The sequence below is a fragment of the Pseudomonas sp. EU05-FHT14B02 genome, assembly GCF_058791055.1.
In genome coordinates this window covers 97,840-118,154 of record NZ_JBYTDD010000002.1, presented here as the reverse complement: position 1 = coordinate 118,154, position 20,315 = coordinate 97,840, and the positions used below count along the sequence as shown (strand labels likewise).

18 protein-coding genes are annotated in these 20,315 nt (G+C 60.4%); 8 read left to right on the top strand and 10 right to left on the bottom strand.

The genetic code is table 11. The features are described from left to right. Position 1: 1 nt before the first annotated feature. The gene (locus AC3WTM_RS02475; RefSeq protein WP_007975155.1) at positions 2 to 490 is read right to left on the bottom strand and encodes an Lrp/AsnC ligand binding domain-containing protein; all 489 of its coding nucleotides are present in this window, start codon (positions 488 to 490) and stop codon (positions 2 to 4) included. A gap of 157 nt (positions 491 to 647) precedes the next feature. Between AC3WTM_RS02475 and dadA the strand changes: the two genes are divergently transcribed. The 6 genes from dadA (at position 648) to AC3WTM_RS02445 (ending at position 6,792) form a co-directional block, all read left to right on the top strand. Further along, positions 648 to 1,952 carry a D-amino acid dehydrogenase gene (gene dadA, locus AC3WTM_RS02470; RefSeq protein ID WP_057716537.1) on the top strand — a complete coding sequence of 435 codons (1,305 nt, stop codon included), beginning with the start codon at positions 648 to 650 and terminating at the stop codon, positions 1,950 to 1,952. Further along, a complete protein-coding gene (locus tag AC3WTM_RS02465; protein WP_057712756.1) occupies positions 1,924 to 2,277 on the top strand; it encodes a RidA family protein in 354 nt (117 codons plus the stop codon). Before dadA ends, AC3WTM_RS02465 begins: the two co-directional genes overlap by 29 nt. 99 nt (positions 2,278 to 2,376) lie before the next feature. Continuing rightward, a complete protein-coding gene (gene alr / locus AC3WTM_RS02460) occupies positions 2,377 to 3,450 on the top strand; it encodes an alanine racemase (protein WP_102669388.1) in 1,074 nt (357 codons plus the stop codon). Between the two features lie 128 nt (positions 3,451 to 3,578). Continuing rightward, positions 3,579 to 4,127 carry a cupin domain-containing protein gene (locus tag AC3WTM_RS02455; protein WP_008023455.1) on the top strand — a complete coding sequence of 183 codons (549 nt, stop codon included), beginning with the start codon at positions 3,579 to 3,581 and terminating at the stop codon, positions 4,125 to 4,127. A gap of 182 nt (positions 4,128 to 4,309) precedes the next feature. Beyond that, complete coding sequence (locus AC3WTM_RS02450; RefSeq protein ID WP_102669387.1) at positions 4,310 to 4,729, top strand: c-type cytochrome; 420 nt, start codon at positions 4,310 to 4,312, stop codon at positions 4,727 to 4,729. A gap of 140 nt (positions 4,730 to 4,869) precedes the next feature. Then, complete coding sequence (locus AC3WTM_RS02445) at positions 4,870 to 6,792, top strand: acetyl-CoA hydrolase/transferase C-terminal domain-containing protein (protein WP_102669386.1); 1,923 nt, start codon at positions 4,870 to 4,872, stop codon at positions 6,790 to 6,792. 63 nt (positions 6,793 to 6,855) lie between these two features. Here AC3WTM_RS02445 and AC3WTM_RS02440 read toward each other — a convergent pair whose 3' ends face one another. Next, positions 6,856 to 7,428 (bottom strand): xanthine phosphoribosyltransferase, encoded by a 573-nt coding sequence (locus AC3WTM_RS02440; RefSeq protein ID WP_102669385.1) that lies wholly within the window; start codon positions 7,426 to 7,428, stop codon positions 6,856 to 6,858. 57 nt (positions 7,429 to 7,485) lie between these two features. Next, entirely contained in the window at positions 7,486 to 9,495 is a 2,010-nt protein-coding gene (gene rep, locus AC3WTM_RS02435) for a DNA helicase Rep (RefSeq protein WP_007989511.1), read from the bottom strand. Positions 9,496 to 9,758: 263 nt separating this feature from the next. Between rep and AC3WTM_RS02430 the strand changes: the two genes are divergently transcribed. Then, positions 9,759 to 11,432 carry a putative bifunctional diguanylate cyclase/phosphodiesterase gene (locus tag AC3WTM_RS02430; RefSeq protein WP_102669384.1) on the top strand — a complete coding sequence of 558 codons (1,674 nt, stop codon included), beginning with the start codon at positions 9,759 to 9,761 and terminating at the stop codon, positions 11,430 to 11,432. 122 nt (positions 11,433 to 11,554) lie between these two features. Here AC3WTM_RS02430 and AC3WTM_RS02425 read toward each other — a convergent pair whose 3' ends face one another. Beyond that, a complete protein-coding gene (locus tag AC3WTM_RS02425) occupies positions 11,555 to 12,952 on the bottom strand; it encodes a NorM family multidrug efflux MATE transporter (protein WP_102669382.1) in 1,398 nt (465 codons plus the stop codon). Between the two features lie 159 nt (positions 12,953 to 13,111). Here AC3WTM_RS02425 and AC3WTM_RS02420 point away from each other — a divergent pair, with 159 nt between their 5' ends. Further along, positions 13,112 to 14,032, top strand: a complete 921-nt coding sequence (locus AC3WTM_RS02420) for a LysR substrate-binding domain-containing protein (RefSeq protein WP_102669381.1) — start codon at positions 13,112 to 13,114, stop codon at positions 14,030 to 14,032. 32 nt (positions 14,033 to 14,064) lie between these two features. On the opposite strand, the gene AC3WTM_RS02415 is transcribed toward AC3WTM_RS02420, so the two are convergent. From AC3WTM_RS02415 to AC3WTM_RS02390, 6 genes are read right to left on the bottom strand one after another with little or no spacing between them, the layout of a single operon-like run. Beyond that, positions 14,065 to 15,528, bottom strand: coding sequence for a VWA domain-containing protein (locus AC3WTM_RS02415; RefSeq protein ID WP_102669380.1), 1,464 nt, complete (start codon positions 15,526 to 15,528; stop codon positions 14,065 to 14,067). A 56-nt stretch (positions 15,529 to 15,584) separates the two neighbouring features. Continuing rightward, positions 15,585 to 16,091 carry a hypothetical protein gene (locus tag AC3WTM_RS02410; RefSeq protein WP_102669379.1) on the bottom strand — a complete coding sequence of 169 codons (507 nt, stop codon included), beginning with the start codon at positions 16,089 to 16,091 and terminating at the stop codon, positions 15,585 to 15,587. Between the two features lie 4 nt (positions 16,092 to 16,095). Then, positions 16,096 to 16,833, bottom strand: coding sequence for a hypothetical protein (locus AC3WTM_RS02405; RefSeq protein ID WP_102669378.1), 738 nt, complete (start codon positions 16,831 to 16,833; stop codon positions 16,096 to 16,098). Between the two features lie 34 nt (positions 16,834 to 16,867). Further along, positions 16,868 to 18,412 (bottom strand): SUMF1/EgtB/PvdO family nonheme iron enzyme, encoded by a 1,545-nt coding sequence (locus AC3WTM_RS02400; RefSeq protein WP_102669377.1) that lies wholly within the window; start codon positions 18,410 to 18,412, stop codon positions 16,868 to 16,870. Then, positions 18,402 to 19,625 carry an ABC transporter permease gene (locus tag AC3WTM_RS02395; RefSeq protein ID WP_102669376.1) on the bottom strand — a complete coding sequence of 408 codons (1,224 nt, stop codon included), beginning with the start codon at positions 19,623 to 19,625 and terminating at the stop codon, positions 18,402 to 18,404. The genes AC3WTM_RS02400 and AC3WTM_RS02395 overlap by 11 nt, the downstream gene beginning before the upstream one ends. Next, positions 19,609 to 20,310 (bottom strand): ABC transporter ATP-binding protein, encoded by a 702-nt coding sequence (locus AC3WTM_RS02390; protein WP_102669375.1) that lies wholly within the window; start codon positions 20,308 to 20,310, stop codon positions 19,609 to 19,611. Before AC3WTM_RS02390 ends, AC3WTM_RS02395 begins: the two co-directional genes overlap by 17 nt. Between the last annotated feature and the right edge of the window lie 5 nt (positions 20,311 to 20,315).

Here is a 20,315-nt window from a genome sequence, read left to right as displayed (position 1 = left end):
CTCAATCCGGAATCGGCAACGTCAGGCTCTCTTTCACTTCTTCCATCACGATGTAACTCTTGGACTCGCGCACGTGGGGCAGCTTGAGCAGGATGTCGCCCAGCAATTTGCGGTACGAGGCCATCTCGGAAATCCGCGCCTTCACCAGATAGTCGAAATCCCCTGACACCAGGTGACACTCCAGCACATGGGGCAATTTCAGCACCGCACGTCGGAACTCTTCGAAAGTATCACCGGATTTGTAGTCCAGACTGATCTCGACGAACACCAGCAGACTACCCTTCAGATGCTGCGGATTGAGCCTGGCGTTGTAGCCCATGATGATCCCTTCGCGCTCCAGGCGCCGGACCCGCTCGGTACAGGGCGTGGTCGAGAGCCCGACCTTTTCCCCAAGCTCGGTAAAGGAAATCCGCCCGTCCGCTTGCAGGATCCGCAGGATGTTGCGGTCGATCTTGTCCAGCTCACGTTTGGTCTGAGTGTTGGTACGCATAGGGGATGCGCCTCCGTGAAAAGGGTTTTTGCCGAGAATTGTCGCCAAATATAGGCGCTTATATAGTGAAATGCACTGGCAAATCTTTTTTACACTGCGCACATCTGAAGCTCTGAATAACAAACGTCAGCGGTTAGCCGCGATGAGGGATATGAAAATGCGCGTCATGGTCTTGGGTAGCGGCGTCATCGGTACCACCAGTGCTTATTATCTGGCCCGTGCCGGGTTTGAAGTGGTGGTTGTGGACCGGCAGCCGGCCGCTGCCATGGAGACCAGTTTCGCCAATGCCGGGCAGGTCTCGCCGGGTTATGCCTCGCCGTGGGCCGCGCCGGGCGTGCCGCTCAAGGCCATCAAGTGGCTGTTGCAGCGTCACGCGCCGCTGGCGATCAAGGCCACGGCCGACATCGACCAGTACCTGTGGATGGCACAGATGCTGCGCAACTGCACCGCCAGCCGTTACGCGGTGAACAAGGAGCGCATGGTCCGTCTGTCCGAGTACAGCCGTGACTGCCTCGATGAACTGCGTGCCGAAACCGGCATTGCCTACGAAGGCCGTAGCCTTGGTACGACCCAACTGTTCCGCACCCAGGCTCAACTGGACGGCGCCGCGAAAGATATCGCCGTGCTGAAAGAGTCCGGCGTGCCGTTCGAATTGCTCGACCGCGAAGGCATTGCCCGCGTTGAGCCGGCCTTGGCCAGCGTCACCGATATCCTCGCCGGTGCCCTGCGCCTGCCGAACGACCAAACCGGCGACTGCCAGATGTTCACCACCAAGCTCGCCGAGATGGCCGCGAACCTCGGTGTGCAATTCCGTTTCGGCCAGGACATTCAGCGCCTCGACTTCGCCGGTGACCGCATCAACGGCGTATGGATCGACGGCAAGCTGGAAACCGCCGACCGCTACGTCCTGGCGCTTGGCAGCTACTCGCCGCAACTGCTCAAACCACTGGGGATCAAGGCGCCGGTGTACCCGCTCAAGGGCTACTCCCTGACCGTGCCGATCACCAACCCGGCAATGGCCCCGACTTCGACCATTCTCGACGAGACCTACAAGGTCGCGATCACCCGTTTCGACAACCGCATCCGCGTTGGCGGCATGGCGGAGATCGCCGGTTTTGACCTGTCGCTGAATCCGCGCCGGCGCGAAACCCTGGAGATGATCGTCAACGACCTTTATCCTCAGGGCGGCAATCTGGCCGAAGCGAGCTTCTGGACCGGCCTGCGCCCGACCACTCCAGATGGCACGCCAATCGTAGGCGCCACACCGTTCAAGAACCTGTTCCTGAACACCGGTCACGGCACGCTGGGCTGGACCATGGCCTGTGGCTCCGGTCGCTTGCTGGCTGACCTGATGGCCAAGAGAAAGCCGCAGATCAGCGCCGAAGGCCTCGATATTTCCCGTTACGGCAACAAAACCCAGGAGTCTGCAAAGCATGTCAGTCCAGCGCCAGCTCACCAATGAGCGCATGAGTCAGATCGTCACCCATAACGGCACGGTTTACCTGGCCGGACAGGTGGGCGACGACATGAACGCCGGGATTGAACAGCAGACTCGTGAAACTCTCGCCAACATCGAGCGGTTGCTCGATCTGGCCGGCACCGACAAGCACAATCTGCTGTCGGTGACGATTTACCTGAAGGACATCGACGCGCATTTCGAAGGCATGAACGCAGTGTGGGACAAGTGGCTGCCAAAAGGCGTCGCTCCCGCCCGGGCCACCGTTGAAGCGAAATTGTGCGAACCGGAAATCCTGGTCGAGCTGTCGGTTGTTGCCGCTCTGCCATAAGCCTGTCAGAAAAGATCCCTCTCCCGGTGCTGTTGGCGGTTAACGCTGTCAGCCAGCACCGGTTTTTCTTCCCGTTAACCCGACCAGAAGTCTGCCGCCATGCGTCCTGCCCGTGCCCTGATCGACCTTCAAGCCCTGCGTCACAACTACCGGATCGCCCGTGAACTCACGGGGGCCAAAGCCCTCGCGGTGATCAAGGCCGATGCCTATGGCCATGGCGCGGTACGTTGCGCCCAGGCGTTGGAAGCCGAGGCGGACGGGTTTGCCGTGGCTTGTATCGAAGAGGCGTTGGAGCTGCGGGCGGCGGGTATTCGTGCGCCGATCCTGCTGTTGGAAGGCTTTTTCGAAGCCGATGAGCTGGCGCTGATCGTCGAGCATGATTTCTGGTGCGTGGTGCATTCACTGTGGCAGCTTGAAGCCATCGAAAAAGCCGCGTTGAGCAAGCCGATCACCGTGTGGCTGAAGCTCGACTCGGGCATGCATCGAGTGGGTCTGCACCCGGCGGATTATCAAGCGGCCTATCAACGGCTGCTGGCCAGCGGCAAGGTCGCGAAAGTGGTGCTGATGAGCCACTTTGCGCGTGCCGACGAACTGCACGAACAGGCCAGCGCCGAACAGGTGGCGGTATTCGAAGCGGCACGCAAGGGCTTGTCCGCCGAGGTCAGCCTGCGTAACTCGCCGGCGGTGCTCGGTTGGCCACAGATACCGAGTGACTGGGTGCGCCCAGGCATCATGCTGTATGGCGCCACGCCCTTCGAAGAAGCCAACGAAGTAGCATCGCGGCTGCAACCGGTCATGACCCTGGAATCGAAGGTAATCAGTGTGCGCGAGTTGCCGGCTGGCGAGCCCGTCGGTTACGGCGCCAAATTCATCACCCCCAAACCGATGCGTATTGGCGTGGTGGCCATGGGTTACGCCGACGGCTACCCACGCCTGGCACCAACCGGCACACCCGTGCTGGTTGCCGGGCAGCGCAGTCAGTTGATCGGCCGGGTATCGATGGACATGCTCTGTATCGACCTGACCGATGTACCGCAGGCCGGTCTCGGTTCGACCGTCGAGTTGTGGGGCAAAAACATTCTCGCCAGTGATGTGGCCATGGCTGCCGGCACGATTCCTTACCAGATCTTCTGCAACTTGCGCCGAGTGCCACTGCTCTATTCCGGGGCTTAGTGAGCAGGGCTCCAGACCGGAAGTCGCCTCGCTGAGCAGGATTCAGGTCAAGGTGTTGTAAATACTGAACGCTGTCGCCATGATAACGCTCACTATTCCAACATTTCTGAATCCTGGAGGCGCTAGCTTTGGACGTCGGTGAACGACTGCAATCCATCCGTAGGCTCAAAGGCCTTTCCCAGCGTGAACTCGCCAAACGGGCAGGGGTCACCAATAGCACGATTTCGATGATCGAAAAGAACAGCGTGAGCCCTTCGATCAGTTCGCTGCGTAAAGTGCTGGGCGGGATTCCCATGTCCATGGTCGAGTTCTTTTCCGAAGAAATCCTGCAGGAAAAACCGACTCAGATCGTCTACAAGGCCAATGAGCTGATCGACATTTCCGATGGCGCAGTGACCATGAAACTGGTCGGCCGGGCGCATCCGAGCCGCGCTATCGCATTCCTCAATGAAATTTACCCGCCAGGCGCCGACACCGGTGACGAGATGCTCACCCATGAGGGTGAGGAAACCGGCATCCTGGTCGAAGGAAAACTGGAGCTGGTGGTCGGTCTCGAAACTTTTGTCCTCGAAGCCGGCGATAGCTACTACTTTGAAAGTACCAAGCCACACCGTTTCCGTAATCCGTTCGATGTGCCGGCGCGACTAATCAGCGCAGCCACACCGGCGAATTTCTAAGAAAAGAGGCGTCCTGCCAGCATCGCAGAGGCGCCCAGGCTGTTTTTCCGTCGCGGCCTAAGACCCCTCCGACTTTGGGGTTGTTTCAGTGCGACGGGCTTACCGCTATACTTGCGCCCGCCTGCGAACCGTGGCCGTAGGCGTGACTAGCCACCATTGAGGGTGAACGCGTGAACCTAATTATGAAAATGCTGGCTGCACCAGCAACCGTATTGGCCCTATGGGCTGTCAGTGTCAGCGCTCAGGCTGCGACCAACGACGAAATTGCCAAACGTCTTGAGCCAGTTGGCCAAGTCTGCGTTCAGGGCAAAGAGTGCAAGGGCATGGAAGTCGCCGCTTCGGCCGGCGGTGGTGGCGGTGCCAAGGCGCCTAAAGATGTTATTGCCAAGCATTGCAACGCTTGCCACGGTACCGGCCTGCTGGGCGCGCCGAAAATCGGTGACAAAGCGGCCTGGAAAGAACGCGCCGATCACCAGGGCGGCCTCGACGGCATCCTTGCCAAAGCCATTACCGGCATCAACGCGATGCCGCCTAAAGGCACCTGCGCCGACTGCTCCGACGACGAGCTCAAGGGCGCCATCAAAGAGATGTCCGGTCTGTAATTCAGCCCGCCTCTTTCGCAAAAAAGCCGCTCTCGAGCGGCTTTTTTGTACCTGTGATTTGTGCCGGATGGCTGTTCATTGCAGCAAAGACCCGGCAAGCTCGGTCCAAGCCCAAGTCATGGAAAGTGAGGGAGGATCCGATGGTTCAGTTGTGCTCTATCGAACAGGCAGTCGATGACGTCCTGGCACGGTTGCCGGCGCATATCCACATGGGCCTGCCTCTGGGGTTGGGTAAACCCAATCACTTCGTCAACGCGCTGTATCGACGAATCTCGCAGTCGCCCGAGCGACGACTGACGATCTACACCGCGTTGTGTCTGGGGCGCCCACCTTTGGGCGATGGTTTGCAAAAGCGATTTCTCGAACCCTTTGTCGAACGTGTGTTCGGTGATTATCCGGAGCTGGAGTTTCTCGCCGACCTGCGTCGCGAGGGTTTACCGGGCAACATCCACATCCAGCAGTTCTTCATGCAGCCTGGCAGCCTGCTCAACAGTGCTACGGCGCAACAGGATTATGTCAGCAGCAACTACAGCCATGCGGCCCGGGACATCAACGCCGCCGGGTTGAATCTGGTGGCGCAGCTGGTGGCCAGCCATGCCATGCATCCCGATCGCTTGAGCCTCAGCTGCAACCCGGACATCACCCTCGACCTGTTGCCGATGATAACCAAGCGCCGCGCCGCCGGAGAAACCATCCTGATGGTCGGCCAGGTGCACAACGATCTGCCTTACATGCCCGGCGATGCGGAACTGGGCATCGACACCTTTGACCTGCTGATCAATGAGAAGGACAACACCACACTGTTTTCCACGCCAAATATGCCGGTGGGCTTTCAGGACCATTTCATCGGCCTGCACGCCAGCACTTTGGTGCGTGACGGCGGCACCTTGCAGATCGGTATCGGTTCCATGGGTGATGCGCTGACGGCGGCGCTGCTGGCGCGGCAAGCCGACAACGACGGATACAGGGCTTTGCTGGCAGACGTAAACCTCAGCCACTGGGCGCAACTGATCGAGCGCGAAGGCGGCATCGAGCCCTTCGCCAAAGGCCTGTATGGCTGCAGCGAAATGTTCGTCAACGGTTTGTTGGTGCTGGCCGATGCCGGGATCGTGCGGCGCAAGGTTTATCCAGACGTGGCGACTCAACAGCGGGCGAATGCCGGCACCCTCGACGAGGCTGCGCAAACCGATGGCATCTCGGTGCATGGCGGATTCTTCCTTGGGCCGCGCAGCTACTATGAACGCTTGCGTGAGTTGCCTCAGAGCAAACGGCTTGAATTCAACATGACCCGCATCAGCTACATCAACGAGCTCTACGGCCAGGAAGAACTCAAGCGCTTGCAGCGCCTGGATGCGAGGTTCATCAACACCGCGTTCACCGTGACCCTGCTCGGTGCCGCGGTGGCGGATCAGCTCGAAGACGGACGTGTGCTCAGCGGCGTAGGTGGGCAATACAACTTCGTGGTGCAAGGGCATGCGTTGCAAGGCGCGCGTTCGGTGTTGCTGCTGCGCAGCTGGCGTGAGTCTGGAGGCGACGTCAGCTCGAACATCGTCTGGGAGTATGGTCACTGCACGATTCCGCGGCATCTGCGGGATATCGTGGTTACCGAGTACGGCATCGCCGACCTGCGGGGCAAGACCGATGCGGCGGTGATTGAAGCACTGTTAAATATCAGCGACTCACGTTTCCAGTCGGGGCTGATCGCGCAGGCACAGAAAGTCGGCAAACTGCCCAAGGACTTCCGTCTCAATCCGCGCTTTACCGATAACAGTCCACAGCGTTTGCAGGAGATTCAGGCGCGGCACCCGCAGCTATTTCCAGAGTACCCACTGGGTTGTGATTTCACCGAGGTCGAGCGGGATGTGTTGCGGGCGCTGAAGTGGCTCAAGAGCAAGTTCAAGCTGAGTGAGGTGCTGGAATTGGGCAAGGCAGCGCTGGATGCGCCGAAGCCTGCGTTGTTTCCAGAACATCTGGAGCGCATGCAGTTGGCCAATCCGGAAGGGCTGAAGGAAGACTTGTATCAGCGCTTGCTGCTCACGGGCCTGAAGGCCACTGCGCAATAGCAGCCGACACAAAACAAATGTGGGAGCGGGCTTGCTCCCACACTGGTTTTGCGGTGTGGCGGATCAGTCGATGAACGTCACAACGCCACCGGCCAGCGACTTCACGCGGGCCAGGGACTCTACGCGATAACCCTGCGAGTCCAGCTCTGCACGACCACCCTGGAACGACTTCTCGATAACGATGCCCAGGCCCGCCACGGTGGCGCCGGCCTGTTTGATGATCGAAATCAATGCCTGGGACGCCTTACCGTTGGCCAGGAAGTCATCGATGATCAGCACGCGGTCGCTGCTGGTCAGGTGGCGCGGAGAGATCGCCACGGTGCTTTCGGTCTGCTTGGTGAACGAGTACACGGTCGCCGACAGCAGATTTTCGGTCAGGGTCAGGGACTGGTGCTTGCGGGCGAAGATCACCGGCACGCCGAGGTTCAGGCCGGTCATGATCGCCGGAGCGATGCCTGAGGCTTCGATGGTGACGATCTTGGTGATGCCCGAATCCTTGAACAGCGTGGCGAATTCGTCGCCGATCAGCTTCATCAGGGCCGGGTCGATCTGGTGGTTCAGAAAGGCGTCGACTTTCAGGACCTGGTCGGAAAGCACGATGCCTTCTTCGCGAATTTTCTTGTGCAGGGCTTCCATGAAGCTGTCCTCTGTTGGCGCCTTGTGCGCCTTAAGGTTTTAAAAAAGTGGTCAATTCTAGCGCTTTAACATCGCGCGTATATCCGCCAATGCGTTGTTGCCTCGCACGGCTTTGACTTCGGTCGGTGTGTCGTCGTTGCCTTCCCAGGCCAGGTCGTCCGGCGGCAACTCATCGAGGAAGCGGCTCGGCGCGCAATCGATGATCTCGCCGTACTGCTTGCGCTTGGCGGCGAAGGTGAAGGCCAGGGTCTGGCGTGCACGGGTAATGCCCACATAGGCCAGGCGACGTTCTTCTTCGATGGTGTCGGCTTCGATGCTGGAGCGGTGCGGGAGGATTTCCTCCTCCATGCCCATGATGAACACGTAGGGGAATTCCAGGCCCTTGGACGCATGCAAAGTCATCATCTGCACGCCTTCGGCGCCGTCTTCCTCTTCCTGCTGGCGCTCGAGCATGTCGCGCAGGACGAGTTTGCCGATGGCGTCTTCGACGGTCATCTCGCCTTCTTCGTCTTTTTCCAGGGTGTTCTTCAGCGCCTCGATCAGGAACCAGACGTTACCCATGCGGTAATCGGCGGCCTTGTCGCTGGAGCTGTTAGTGCGCAGCCAGTTCTCGTAGTCGATATCCATGACCATGCTGCGCAGGGCCGAGATCGGGTCTTCGCCGGCGCACTGCTCGCGCACCCTGTCCATGAAGCGCTTGAAGCGCGACAGGCGATCGGTGAAGCGGCTGTCGAGATGCTCGCCCAGGCCGATTTCGTCGGTGGCGGCGTACATCGAGATCTTGCGCTCGGTGGCGTAGTTGCCCAGCTTCTCCAGCGTGGTCGAGCCGATCTCGCGGCGCGGCACGTTGATCACCCGCAGGAAGGCATTGTCGTCGTCCGGGTTCACGATCAGGCGGAAGTAGGCCATCAGATCCTTTACTTCCTGGCGACCGAAAAAGCTGTTGCCGCCGGACAGGCGATACGGCACCTGGTGGTGCTGCAATTTCAGCTCGATCAGCTTGGCCTGGTAGTTGCCGCGATACAGGATCGCGAAATCGCTGTATGGGCGGTCGGTGCGCAAGTGCAGGCTGAGGATTTCCATGGCCACGCGTTCGGCCTCGGCGTCCTCGTTGCGGCACCGGATCACGCGGATCTCGTCGCCGTGGCCCATTTCACTCCACAGCTGCTTTTCGAATTCGTGGGGGTTGTTCGAAATCAGCACGTTGGCGCAGCGCAGGATGCGGCTGGTGGAGCGATAGTTCTGCTCCAGCATCACCACTTTCAAGGACGGGTAGTCGTCCTTGAGCAGCATCAGGTTTTCTGGGCGTGCACCCCGCCAGGCGTAGATTGACTGGTCGTCGTCGCCCACCACGGTGAACTGGTTGCGTTTGCCGATGAGCATTTTCACCAGCAAATATTGGCTGGCGTTGGTGTCCTGGTATTCGTCCACCAGCAGGTAGCGCACCTTGTTCTGCCACTTTTCCAGGATGTCGGCGTGTTCTTCGAACAGCTTTACCGGGAGCAGGATCAGGTCGTCGAAGTCGACCGCGTTGAACGCCTTGAGCGTGCGCTGGTAGTGGGTGTAGACGATGGCAGCGGTCTGTTCCTTGGGGTTGCGCGCGTTTTCCAGGGCCTGGGCCGGCAGGATCAGGTCGTTTTTCCAGGCGCCGATCATGTTTTTGATCTCGTCGACGCCGTCGTCGCCCGAGTATTCCTTCTGCATGATGTCGGTCATCAGGGCCTTGACGTCGGTCTCGTCGAAGATCGAGAAGCCCGGTTTGTAGCCCAGCCGCACGTGTTCCTTGCGGATGATGTTCAGGCCCAGGTTGTGGAAGGTGCAGACCGTCAGGCCACGACCTTCGCCGGCGCGCAGCAGGGTGCCGACCCGTTCCTTCATCTCGCGGGCGGCCTTGTTGGTAAAGGTCATGGCGACGATGTACTGGGCGCGGATGCCGCAGTTCTGGATCAGGTGCGCGATTTTGCGCGTGATCACGCTGGTCTTGCCGGAGCCAGCACCGGCGAGCACCAAAAGAGGGCCGCCGACGTAGCTCACGGCTTCTTGCTGCCGGGGATTGAGTCGGGACATAGGTAAATTCAGGAGTCAGTCACGAAATGGGCCGGCATTTTAACAGGCTCAGCGAATTGTGCTGCTCTGTCCGACTTGTGACGTACCACGCTATCTGTAATTGCCGGTTTTGTTACTTTCACGCAGGATGCGCAACGAATTTGCGGCTAATGTTCGTAGTTCCGGATACAAAGGTCTCGTTTTGCTCACCGATGTCATTGTCATTGGGCATCGGAACGGCATAATGCCCGTCGCCTACATTTTGCAGAGTCTAGGGAGCTAGCTTGTCTACGCCTGTCGAACCCTTGCGTTTGCTGCTACTGGCCGAAGAGCCAGCGTGGGCAGCGTTGTTGCGCGAGTGTCTGGCTCCTATGGGGAGCTCGGCCGTGCTCATCGGCGCGCCGAGTTGGGAGTCTGTCAGCAGCCTGTTCGATGACAACCGCAGCGCGGTGTTATTGACTATCCCGCAACTTCAACCGGCGCCGGGCCGTTGCAGCCTGCCGACGGTGTTGTTGCTCGACCATGAGCCGCTGATCCCGCCCGATGGTGTGAGTGACTGGTTGGTGCGCGATCACCTCGATCCCGGCATGTTGCGCCGTTGCCTACGCCATGTGCGCGAACGTGGCGTTCTGGAAAACACCCTTCAACGTCTGGCCGAGCAAGATCCGCTGACCGGCATCGCTAACCGCCAGGGCTTCCAGACTCTGCTGACGGCGCGCCTGGCGGAAAACGACGGTCGCGGTCTGGCCCTCGGTCATCTCGACCTCGACAACTTTCGTTATGCCAACGACGCCCTCGGCCATCAGGCCGGTGATCGCCTGATCCTGCAAGTGGTGGCGCGGCTCAAGAGTCAGCTTGAGGCCGGCGATCAACTGGCGCGCCTGGGCAGTGATGAATTCGCTCTGCTGATCGACACCCGTCGTGCTCCTCAGCGTGCCGAGTGGATGGCCGAGCGCATCAGCGAAGTACTGGCCGAGCCTTATTGGGTCGATGGCGAAAGCCTGTTGATCGGTTCCAGCCTGGGCATTGCCTACGCCCGGGCCCAGGCCGGTGCGGATCCGCTGATGTGGCATGCGCACATCGCCATGCAGCAGGCCAAAAGCACCCAGGGCTGCACTTTTCACATTTTCAACGAGCGCATCAATCGCAATGCCCGCAGTATCGCCGACCTCGAAACCGAGCTGCGTCGGGCACTGCGCCGCGATGAGCTGGAGCTGCATTACCAGCCACGGCTGAACCTCGAAGACGGGCAGATTGTCGGCCTCGAAGCCCTGGTGCGCTGGCGCCATGCCGAGCGCGGTTTGTTGCCTCCGAGCGAGTTCGTGCCACTGGCTGAGCAAAGCGGTCTGATCGTGCCGTTGGGGTACTGGGTAATTTCCCGGGCCTTGCGCGACATGCAGGCGCTGCTCGAGCTGGGATTGCCACCGTTGCACATGGCGATCAACCTGTCATTCCGGCAGTTCCAGGACAGCCAGTTACTTTCGACTCTCAGCCGCCTGATTGCCGAGCGCGGTGTCGAGGCGCAGTGGCTGGAGTTCGAATTGACCGAAACCGCCGTGATGCGTCGCAGTGATCTGGTCAAGCAGACCATGGACGCCCTCGGGCGCCTCGGTGTGCGCTTCTCCCTCGACGACTTCGGCACCGGGTTCTCGTCGTTCGTGCACCTCAACAGCCTGCCGATCACCTTGTTGAAGATCGACAAGAGCTTTGTCGGCGGCATGGAGCAGCGTGAGGAAAACCGCAAACTGGTGCACGCGATGATCAACCTGGCGCACAACCTTAACCTTGAGGTGGTCGCCGAAGGTGTGGAGTCGCTGGAGCAACTGGAGCTGTTGCGCGGTTTTGAATGCGATCAGGTGCAAGGGTATCTGATCAGCAAGCCATTGCCGCTGGCAGAGCTGGTGGAGTATCTGACGTTTGGCTCCACTCAGCAGCCAGCGCTGGAAATCGTGGGCTGAGGTTGCCACGCAACCCTGTAGGAGCGAGCTCGCTCGCGATAAACCTGAGAACGCCGTGGGGTACCTGCCAACCAGCGTTATCGTTGACGACCATCGCGAGCGAGCTCGCTCCTACAGGGGGCTCAGTCAGGCTGAGGGACCTCAAAGCGCTGCTCTGACGCCGGCTCGCGCTTGATCATTCGCTTCATCTTCCACTCAAATCCCAGCGTCAGGCTCACCGCCGCACACGCCAGCCCCAGCGCCAGGCCCCACCAGACGCCCGTTGGCCCCCAGTCCAGGTGGAACGCCATCCACCACGCCGCCGGTGCGCCAATCAGCCAGTAGCAACCCAGACCGACCAGGAAAGTGGTCTTGGCATCCTTGAGCCCGCGGATGCAGCCCATGGCAATGGTTTGCGTGCCGTCGAACAGTTCGAACCATGCCGCCACCGCCAACAGGCTCACGGCAAGGTTGATGACATCGCGAAACGCCGGGTCGTTGTGGTCGAGAAACAAACCGACCAACTGGTTTGGCAATAGCCAGAAGACCATGGCGAAACACAGCATCGCCGCCGCCCCGAAGGCAATACCGACCCTCCCGGCCAGCCGCGCATCCAGCAATTGCCCGGCACCGTAGTGCTGGCCGATGCGCATGGTGATTGCATAAGAAATCCCTGCCGGGACCATGAACGCCACCGAAACGATTTGCAGGGCAATCTGATGAGCCCCCAGCTGTGTGCTGCCCATGGTGCCCATGCACAGCGCGGCGAAGGCAAACAGCCCGACTTCCACCGCGTAGGTGCCGCCAATCGGCAGGCCCAGACGCCACAGCTCCTTCAGGTACTGGCGGTTCAGCCGCGACAGGCCCTGGCGCAGCGGATAGGCCTCATAAGCCGGATGCCGACGAATGTGCCACGCCAGCGCAAGTGCCATCAGGTTGGCGACAATCGCCGTGACCAACCCGATGCCCGTCAGCCCCAGTTTCGGCAGGCCGAACATGCCGGTAATCAGCGCATAGTTGAGCAGGAAGTTGGCGACCGTACCGCCAACACTGATGACCATCACTGGCGTTGCACGGCCAATGGCGCTGGTGAAGCCGCGCAGGGCCATGAAGCTCAGGTAACCGGGCAGGGCGAACGGCAGGAAGATCAAAAACTGCCCGGCTGCGTTGACGTTGCTTTCAGTCTGGCCGAACAGCAGCAGCACCGGTTTGAGGTTCCACAACAGCAAACCGGCGACCAGCGCCATCAGCCACGCCAGCCACAACCCGGCCTGGGTCAGTCGAGTGGCCCCGACAATATCGCCGGCACCCTGACGGATCGCCACCAGGGTGCCGACCGCCGCAATCACGCCGATGCAGAAAATCGACACGAACGAATAGGTCGCCGCACCGAGCCCGCCACCGGCCAGGGCCTCGGGACTCAGGCGCGCCATCATCAGAGTGTCGGTGAGGACCATCAGCATGTGCGCCAACTGCGAGGCAATCAACGGCCCCGCCAGCCGCAGGATGGCCCAGAGTTCAGTACGTGCTGGATGCTGCATGGTCATCACGCTCGATTATCAAAAGGGAACAGGAAAGCACCGATTCTCGGCGCTCTGCACGGTTTTCACAAAGGGATAAAAAGGATGGATGGCATGATTCAAACTCATGCTGGAGAGTTTCTGCTAGGGTAGGCGAACCCCGCAGTAGGAGCTTTCCCAATGTCCCGTCGTCTTCCTCCCTTGTATGCCCTGCGCGCATTCGAAGCGGCGGCGCGGCACAGTTCGTTTACCCGCGCGGCCGAAGAGCTGTCGATTACCCAAAGTGCGGTCAGCCGGCATATTCGTACGCTCGAGGAGCACTTTGCCTGCCGCTTGTTTCATCGCAGTGGCCGCAACCTGCAACTGACCGAGTCGGCCCGGTTGCTGTTGCCGGGCATTCGCGAAGGCTTCACCGCGCTTGAACGCGCCTGCAATACCTTGCGCGCCGAAGACGACATCCTGCGCATGAAAGCCCCGTCGACCCTGACCATGCGTTGGTTGCTGGCGCGCCTCAGTCGCTTCCGTCACCTGCAGCCAGGCAACGAAGTGCAATTGACCAGTGCCTGGATGGACGTCGATTCAGTGGACTTCAACCACGAACCCTTCGACTGCGCCGTCATCCTCAGCAATGGGCATTTTCCACCGGACTGGGAGGCGACTTTCCTGTTCCCCGAAGAGCTGATTCCGGTGGGCGCGCCGAATCTTCTGAAGGATCAACCATGGGACGTCGCGCGCCTGGCCAGTACCGAGCTGCTGCACCCGACACCGGACCGCCGTGACTGGCGCAACTGGCTGGAGCGCATGGGCCTGACCGATCAGGTCTCGCTCAAGGGAGGTCAGGTGTTCGACACGCTGGAACTGGGCATGATTGCAGCCGCCCGTGGCTACGGCGTGTCCATGGGCGATTTGCTGATGGTCGCGGAGGATGTCGCGCAGGGACGTCTGAGTTTGCCGTGGCCGACAGCCGTCGCCAGCGGTGAGAATTATTTCCTGGTCTGGCCGAAAACCCGCCCCGGAGGCGAGCGTTTGCGCCGCCTCAGCGATTTTCTTTTGGGTGAGGTTCGGGCCATGGAGTTACCGGCGGTCAAGCACCTGAGTTGAATCATCGCAGGCAAGTCGGATCACTCCCCAAGCTAATCGCACTTGGCATTGCTGGACACTTCCTTGCTCGCCTGTTTCAACAGGTTGCTCAACTCAGCCGCATTGGTGCTGTTGTAAACCCGACCTCCGGTGTTTTCAGCGATACAGCGTGACGGGCCGCCAGCACCGATTTTCACCACGTTGACCCGCAGGCGCGGTTGTTCTCTGGCGATTTGACGGGACACCGCGCAAACGTCCTGCCCGCAACCGTCTTCTCCGTCGACGAACATCACGATAACCGCATCGTTATTGCGCCCGTCGACGGTACTCGCCGCGTGGGCCAGGCTGTCGGCCAGCGGTGTGCCGTCGTCGGGAACCAGGCCTCGAATCCCGTTGATCAGCCGCGGGCGGTCGCCGAATTTGAACAAACCCCGATCCGGTGTTCTTTCGCAGCCGGCGAAGGTGATCAGGCGTGTGTCGATCTTCGGGTCCAGCCCGTTGATCATGCCGGCCAGCGAGTCCTTGGCGACGTCCATGCGGCTGGGTTTGGCGGTGAGCCGCATGGTGCGGTCCGGGTCCAGGAGCTTGTTGAGGTCACTACCGAAGAACCAGTCCTCGTCGGCTTTCACTGACTTGATATTCAGATCCATCGAACCCGACGTGTCGAGCACCACCACGAACTGCGGGACCTCTGCCTTCGGCGCTGTTTTGCGGCATGCGAAGTTGTCCAGCGTCGGGGCTGGTGGCGGGGCAGCCACTACCGGTTTTGGTGGTGGAACCGGTTTGGGTGGCGGGGTCGGCTTGGGTTCCGGTGCCGGTGCCGGTTTTGGTGGCGGGACCGGCTTGGGTTCCGGTACCGGTTCTGGCGTGGGTTCTGGTTCCACGACAGGTTCGGGGACAGGCTCAACTGGTTTCTCAATTGGTTTCTCAACCGGTTTCTCAACCGGCGTCACTACCGGAGCCACCGGCGCTACAGGCGGAACTGCGACAACCGGCTCACGGTGCAGGAACCACCAGAGCCAGAGCGCCAGAAGCAGCAACAGCAGCGCGAGCAAGGCCGCCGCAATCCACCAGCCACGACGCGACGGCGGTAGGACGGGCACCACTGGCGGCACGATCGGTTTGGGCGGACGCTGGTTCCACCGCACCACCAAAGGCTCACCATTGAGGCTGTAGAGTTTGTCCAGCTCAGGCGTACCGAGCAGGCTGCGCAGGTCATTCGCTTCCGTCGGTTGACCGCGTTTTTGCAGTTCATCCGCCAGCTGTCCGAGGGACGTCTGACGCACTTCATAGGTTTCCAGCAAACGTCGTTGCGCGTCCTCGTTGAGATCGGCATAAGGCGTGGGTTGGCCACCCAGTTCGGTCCACCATTCCAGCACGTCGCCGCTGCCCATCCGCGGGATAGCAAACAGACTGGCGACGGTCGGCGGAAAGTGTTTCTGGATGAGGGCGACTTTGGCTTGCAGCGCACTCATCCCCTCCGATGTGGCTTGCGCATCCCTGATGACCCGCTGCATGACGACGATTCCTGAAAAAGTGCAGGCATCCATCGGGACGCTTGCGGGGTGAAAAGTTACTCTTCGTAGCCGAGGCTGAATTGCAGCTGATTGACCTTCTTCTGCAATGTTTTCAGCTCTTGCTGCTTGGCCGCCAATGTCGCGGGTGTTGATTTGGCCGTTGGCGCCGCTTGCGAAGCCTTGAGCTGCTTCTCGAGGTCGGCAATCTGCTTCTGCACCTGGGCCTCATTGCCACGCCGAGCCTTGAGCGAGCTCAGCAGTTGCGCCAGCGACTGATTCAGCGCCGCCTGGGATTTCTGCTGGCTGGCCAGATCGGTCTTGGTGCTGAGTTGCTGGGCCTGAATGTTCTCGTACACCTGACGGAACATTGCGTTTTGCTGTCGGGACTCGCTCAGGGCCAGTTCTTTCTGCTTGACCTGATCGCTGTAACCACCGGAGTAGTCGCAGTTCATCTTGGTCAGCAGGCTGCTGTCGCGATTGGTTGCATCGCATTCGCCGGGCTGGGTCGCGCAACCGCTCAGAGCCAGGACGGCAGTGATGACCATTAGTTGTCGTAGCGTCATGTGCTTAACCCAGGGTGATTGCGGAGCGTTGGCTGTACAGAGCGTCGACTTCCTTCTGCAGACTGACGACTTTCTGGTTCATTCTCTGAATGTTCATGTCCACCTGTCGGATCTCGGCGCTGGTGCCTTGTGAACGCTCGGCGTCTGCCACCTTTCTGTACTCGGTGACCTTGGTACGCATGTTGGCAAGGTCTTTGCGCAGGCGTGCGATGTCCGAGTCGATCCCGGCGATTTGCGCCTGAGCCCTGCTCTTGTCGACTTTCTTGTTGGCGATGTCCTTTTTGATCTGGGCAATTTGCGCATGGTCATCATCGATCACTTGCTGAGCGGTCGCAGTCCGGGCAATCACATTCTGAGTGTCTTGTTCGACGTCGCTGTTCATCTTCGCCAAGCGGGTGGTGGTGTCGGCGTATTGGGCGCGACGTTGATCCAGGTAATAGTTCGCGCCCATGGCTACGCCACACGCGGTAATACCGGCAGCGATGACGCACACGGTTTTGTTGCTGCTGTTGGACAGCGCGCAAGCGAGGATGCCGACACCGGCGCCGACGGCGCAGGCCTGGTAACCGGATTTGCTGAAGAACTCTGCGTCATTGCCCTGGGTCAGGCGCGGGTCGGCACCGTCGCCTTCGCCTTCGCCCAGCATGGAGCTGCCGGTGTTGGCGCAACCGCTCATTAGCAGGCTGCCGGCGACTACGAAAGCGATCTGTAGCTTGAAGCGAGTCCAAAGGCTGCGCGACATGGTGAAACTCCTACGTAACGGTGTTGACGCGTTGTTATTGAGTGACGGTTTTGCAGCTGTTCAGCCAGGCTTCAGTGTCGACTTTCTGCTTTTGCAGGAACGCCTTCTGATTGGCCCAGTGGGTGCGCAAGTAAGGTTTGAGGTCTTGCAGCTGTTTGTTGCGGGTGATGATTTCTTCCATCACCGGGACTTGCGATTCAAGCAGTGGCTGGCCATACAAGGTAGCCGACTCCACCAGGCTACTGGCGTAGTAGCGGCTGAGTTTGTGCAGGCGATCCTTTTGCTCGTTGAGCTTGCTTTTACGCATGTCGCAACTGGCATCTTTGTCTGCGCTTTCGCAGTTGAGCTTGTAGTTCTTTTGCAGGAAGTCGACGTACTGGCCGTCGTCGAGCATCTTGGTGCACAGGAACGCACCCAGGTTGAGGCTGGCGCGGATCGCCTGGTCGCGGGTTTCTTCCTGCTGCTGGTTGCTGGCGCGCAGCTGGTTCTCCAGGGCCTGGAGCTTTTCCTTGAGCGCTTTGTCTTCGACACCCGAGGCGAGGCTGTTCAGCGATTGTACGGTGCCTTTGTCGGCGGATTCGGTTTCCTTGCTGCCGGTGCCGAGTTTCTTCCAGCTGCTTTCGATGCTGGCGACCCGTTCGCGAGAGGTTAGGGTCGGGGAGACCAGCACCAGTCGCAGGCCGGTGGTCTTGTTTTTCACCTGGCCTTCGGCGTTGTAATACGGCTCTTCCTTACGCAATGCCGTACGCAGGTCGGCCTGCGCGGTCAGGTAGTTGCCGCCACGGACGACATAGCCGCCGGCCTGACCGTGCTGGCGGTCGAGTTTGTTCAGGCGAAACGGCTCGAACATCATTTCGTCGACGTTACCGAGCATGTCATGCAGGCCCAGCGGGTTGGGCTTTTGCAGACCGGTCAATTGCACTTTGCCGTTGGACGATTGCGCCCCGGCGAACCACTCGTAGGCATTGATGCCTTCTGGCATCGGGTAGTGCGTGTCGCGGAATTCAGCGGCACCGACTTCCAGCCCGCCGCGCGCGGCGAACTCCCATTCGATCTCGGTCGGCAGGCGCAGGAATCCCAGGGCGCCGTCTTCCTTTGGCAGCTTGCCGGCGGCGTTTTTGCGCAGCCACAGGTTGTACTTGTCGGCGGCGTCGATGGCTTGCACCCAGCTCACCGCCGTTTGCGGCAAGCGCATTTTGGTGGCGGCGGTGGGGCAGGTTGCTTCGGTCAGCGCGGCGTATTGCAGCTGACTCATCTCGTACTTGGCCATCAGGTAGTAGCGGGACTTGTCGTTCCTGGCCCCGGTAAAACTGCCAGCGATAAAGGTCGGGCGGGTTTGCTCGACATAGCCATATTCCGCACCGTCCTGACCGATGTTGATCGGGTAGTCATCCAGGGGACCTGCGACCGGAATGAACACTTTGCGAAACACCATCGAACCTTCGCAGGGCATCGGCAGCACGACGTCACCAGCCTCGGGCATCGGGTTGTAATGCTTCTCTTCCCAGCTCGCCGCCGAGGCGTCGAGCAAGTAGCCGAGGCTCAGAGGTAACAGCAAGCCAAAACGTTTATAGCTCACGCAGACTCTCCGCAGGTTGGATGTTGATGGCTCTCAGCGCGCCGATCATGGCCACCAGGGCAGCGACCAGAAAAGTCAGGAGCAGGGCGGCAACGCCGTGCCAGACCGTGATGTGGCAAACGAAGGTACCGGTGGTCTGGCTGCTGCCGAGCAGGGAGTCGAACAAATGACTGCCCACGGTATAAAACCCCAGCCCGCCCACGTAGCCGGCCAAACTCAGCACCAGCGCTTGCAGGACCACGAAACCGCCGACGGACCTGCGCTTGAAGCCCAGCAGGCGCAGGACCGCCAGGCTTTTGCGTTTACGATCGATGTTGGCCAGGAACGCGCCAACCATGGACGCCACGCAGCCGATCAGTGCCGCCATGGCGATCACACCGAAGATCAACCCCAGCACATGGTTGATGGCTTTGACGTTGTCGATGTCGGCCAGTCGGCTCGACGTTTCGATGTGTTGTTCGTTGAGCCAGTGTTCCAGCGGCGCGACCTGGTCGATGTTGCGCGCATACACGCGGGCGCGGGCATACAGCGGTTGTAGATTCCCCTGAGGCTTGCCGGTGGTAACGCCGAACTCACTGACCTGATAACCGTCACGAAAGCGCTCCAGATCCAGTAACAGCGGCGGGGCGACGAACCCGGCAGCGCGACCGAAGCGGGCACCGTCGAGCACGGCCAGTACCGTTAGCGTCATCTCGCCGCGTTCATTGACACCTTCCAGGCGGCGCAAGGCCCGTAGCTGCACGCTGTCGCCGGCCTTGGCCTGCAAGCGTTGCGCTGCGCTGGCGCTGAGGATCACCTGATTGCCGACGGGGTTGAGGGACGCCAGATTCAGCTGTGGGTCGCCGGGCTCGGTGGCGATGATTTCCGCGCCTTCGACAAAGCGTTGCATGCCGATCAGCAGGTCTGCCTGGGTGTTGAGCGAGCGGGTCTGGCCGAGGGCAAAGCCGGTCTCGGGGCGCAGGCGCAAACGCTCTATCCAGGCTGCGTCGTAGTTGCCGTTGCTGAGCATCTTCACTTCAAGGTTGCGCGGGTCGCGCAGCAGTTCGTCCTGCAGCTGGCTGACCACCCCGTGTTTGAGCCCGAACAGCAACAACAACGGCGCGATCACCGCCACCAGGGAAGCGGCGATACACAGCGAGACCTTGCGGTCGTGCCAGAGGTCTTGCAGTGCCAGTGAGCCCAGCAGGCGCAAGCGATCAGTCCATCGGTTCAAACAGAGTCTCTCCCAGATGGTTGATAGCACCGAGTCGTGGCAAGCCGAAATTTTTCAGCAAGGCCCAATCATGAGATACCACGAGTGCACTCAGGCCCATGCTCGACACCAGGCTCAGGAGTAACTCAAACAATCGCCGGGCACTGTGAGGGTCGAGTGCGGCGGTCGGCTCGTCGGCCAACAGCAGCAGCGGTTCATGGGCAATTGCCCGAACGCAGGCGACGCGCTGGCGCTCGCCAATCGACAAGGCCTGGGGTTGTTTGTCCAACAAACCTTGCAGGCGCAATACGTCAACGGCGTGGTCGATGTGATCGCTCTTCGCCTGCATCCCGAGCAAACGGCGCGGCAGGCTGATGTTGTCTCTCACGCTCAGGAACGGCAGCAAGCCGCCGCTCTGCAAAATGAATCCCAAGTGCCGTGAACGCACCGCTGCAAGCGCAGGCTGATCGTCCGTGGCCAGCAGTTGGGCGATATCCTGAGCGTGCGTCGGGCCCAGCCGAAAGCGCTCGAGTTCCACCGGTGCGAGCAACAGGCCGATGGCTTCGAGCAACGTGCTTTTGCCACTGCCGCTCTCACCCGTGACGGCGAGGATTTCTCCGGCGCCGATCTGCAGGTGCGGCAGTCGCACGTGATGAGCCTGTGCGCCTTCTCCACGGCGCACCAGCAGGTTCTTGATATCGAGCATGGGCG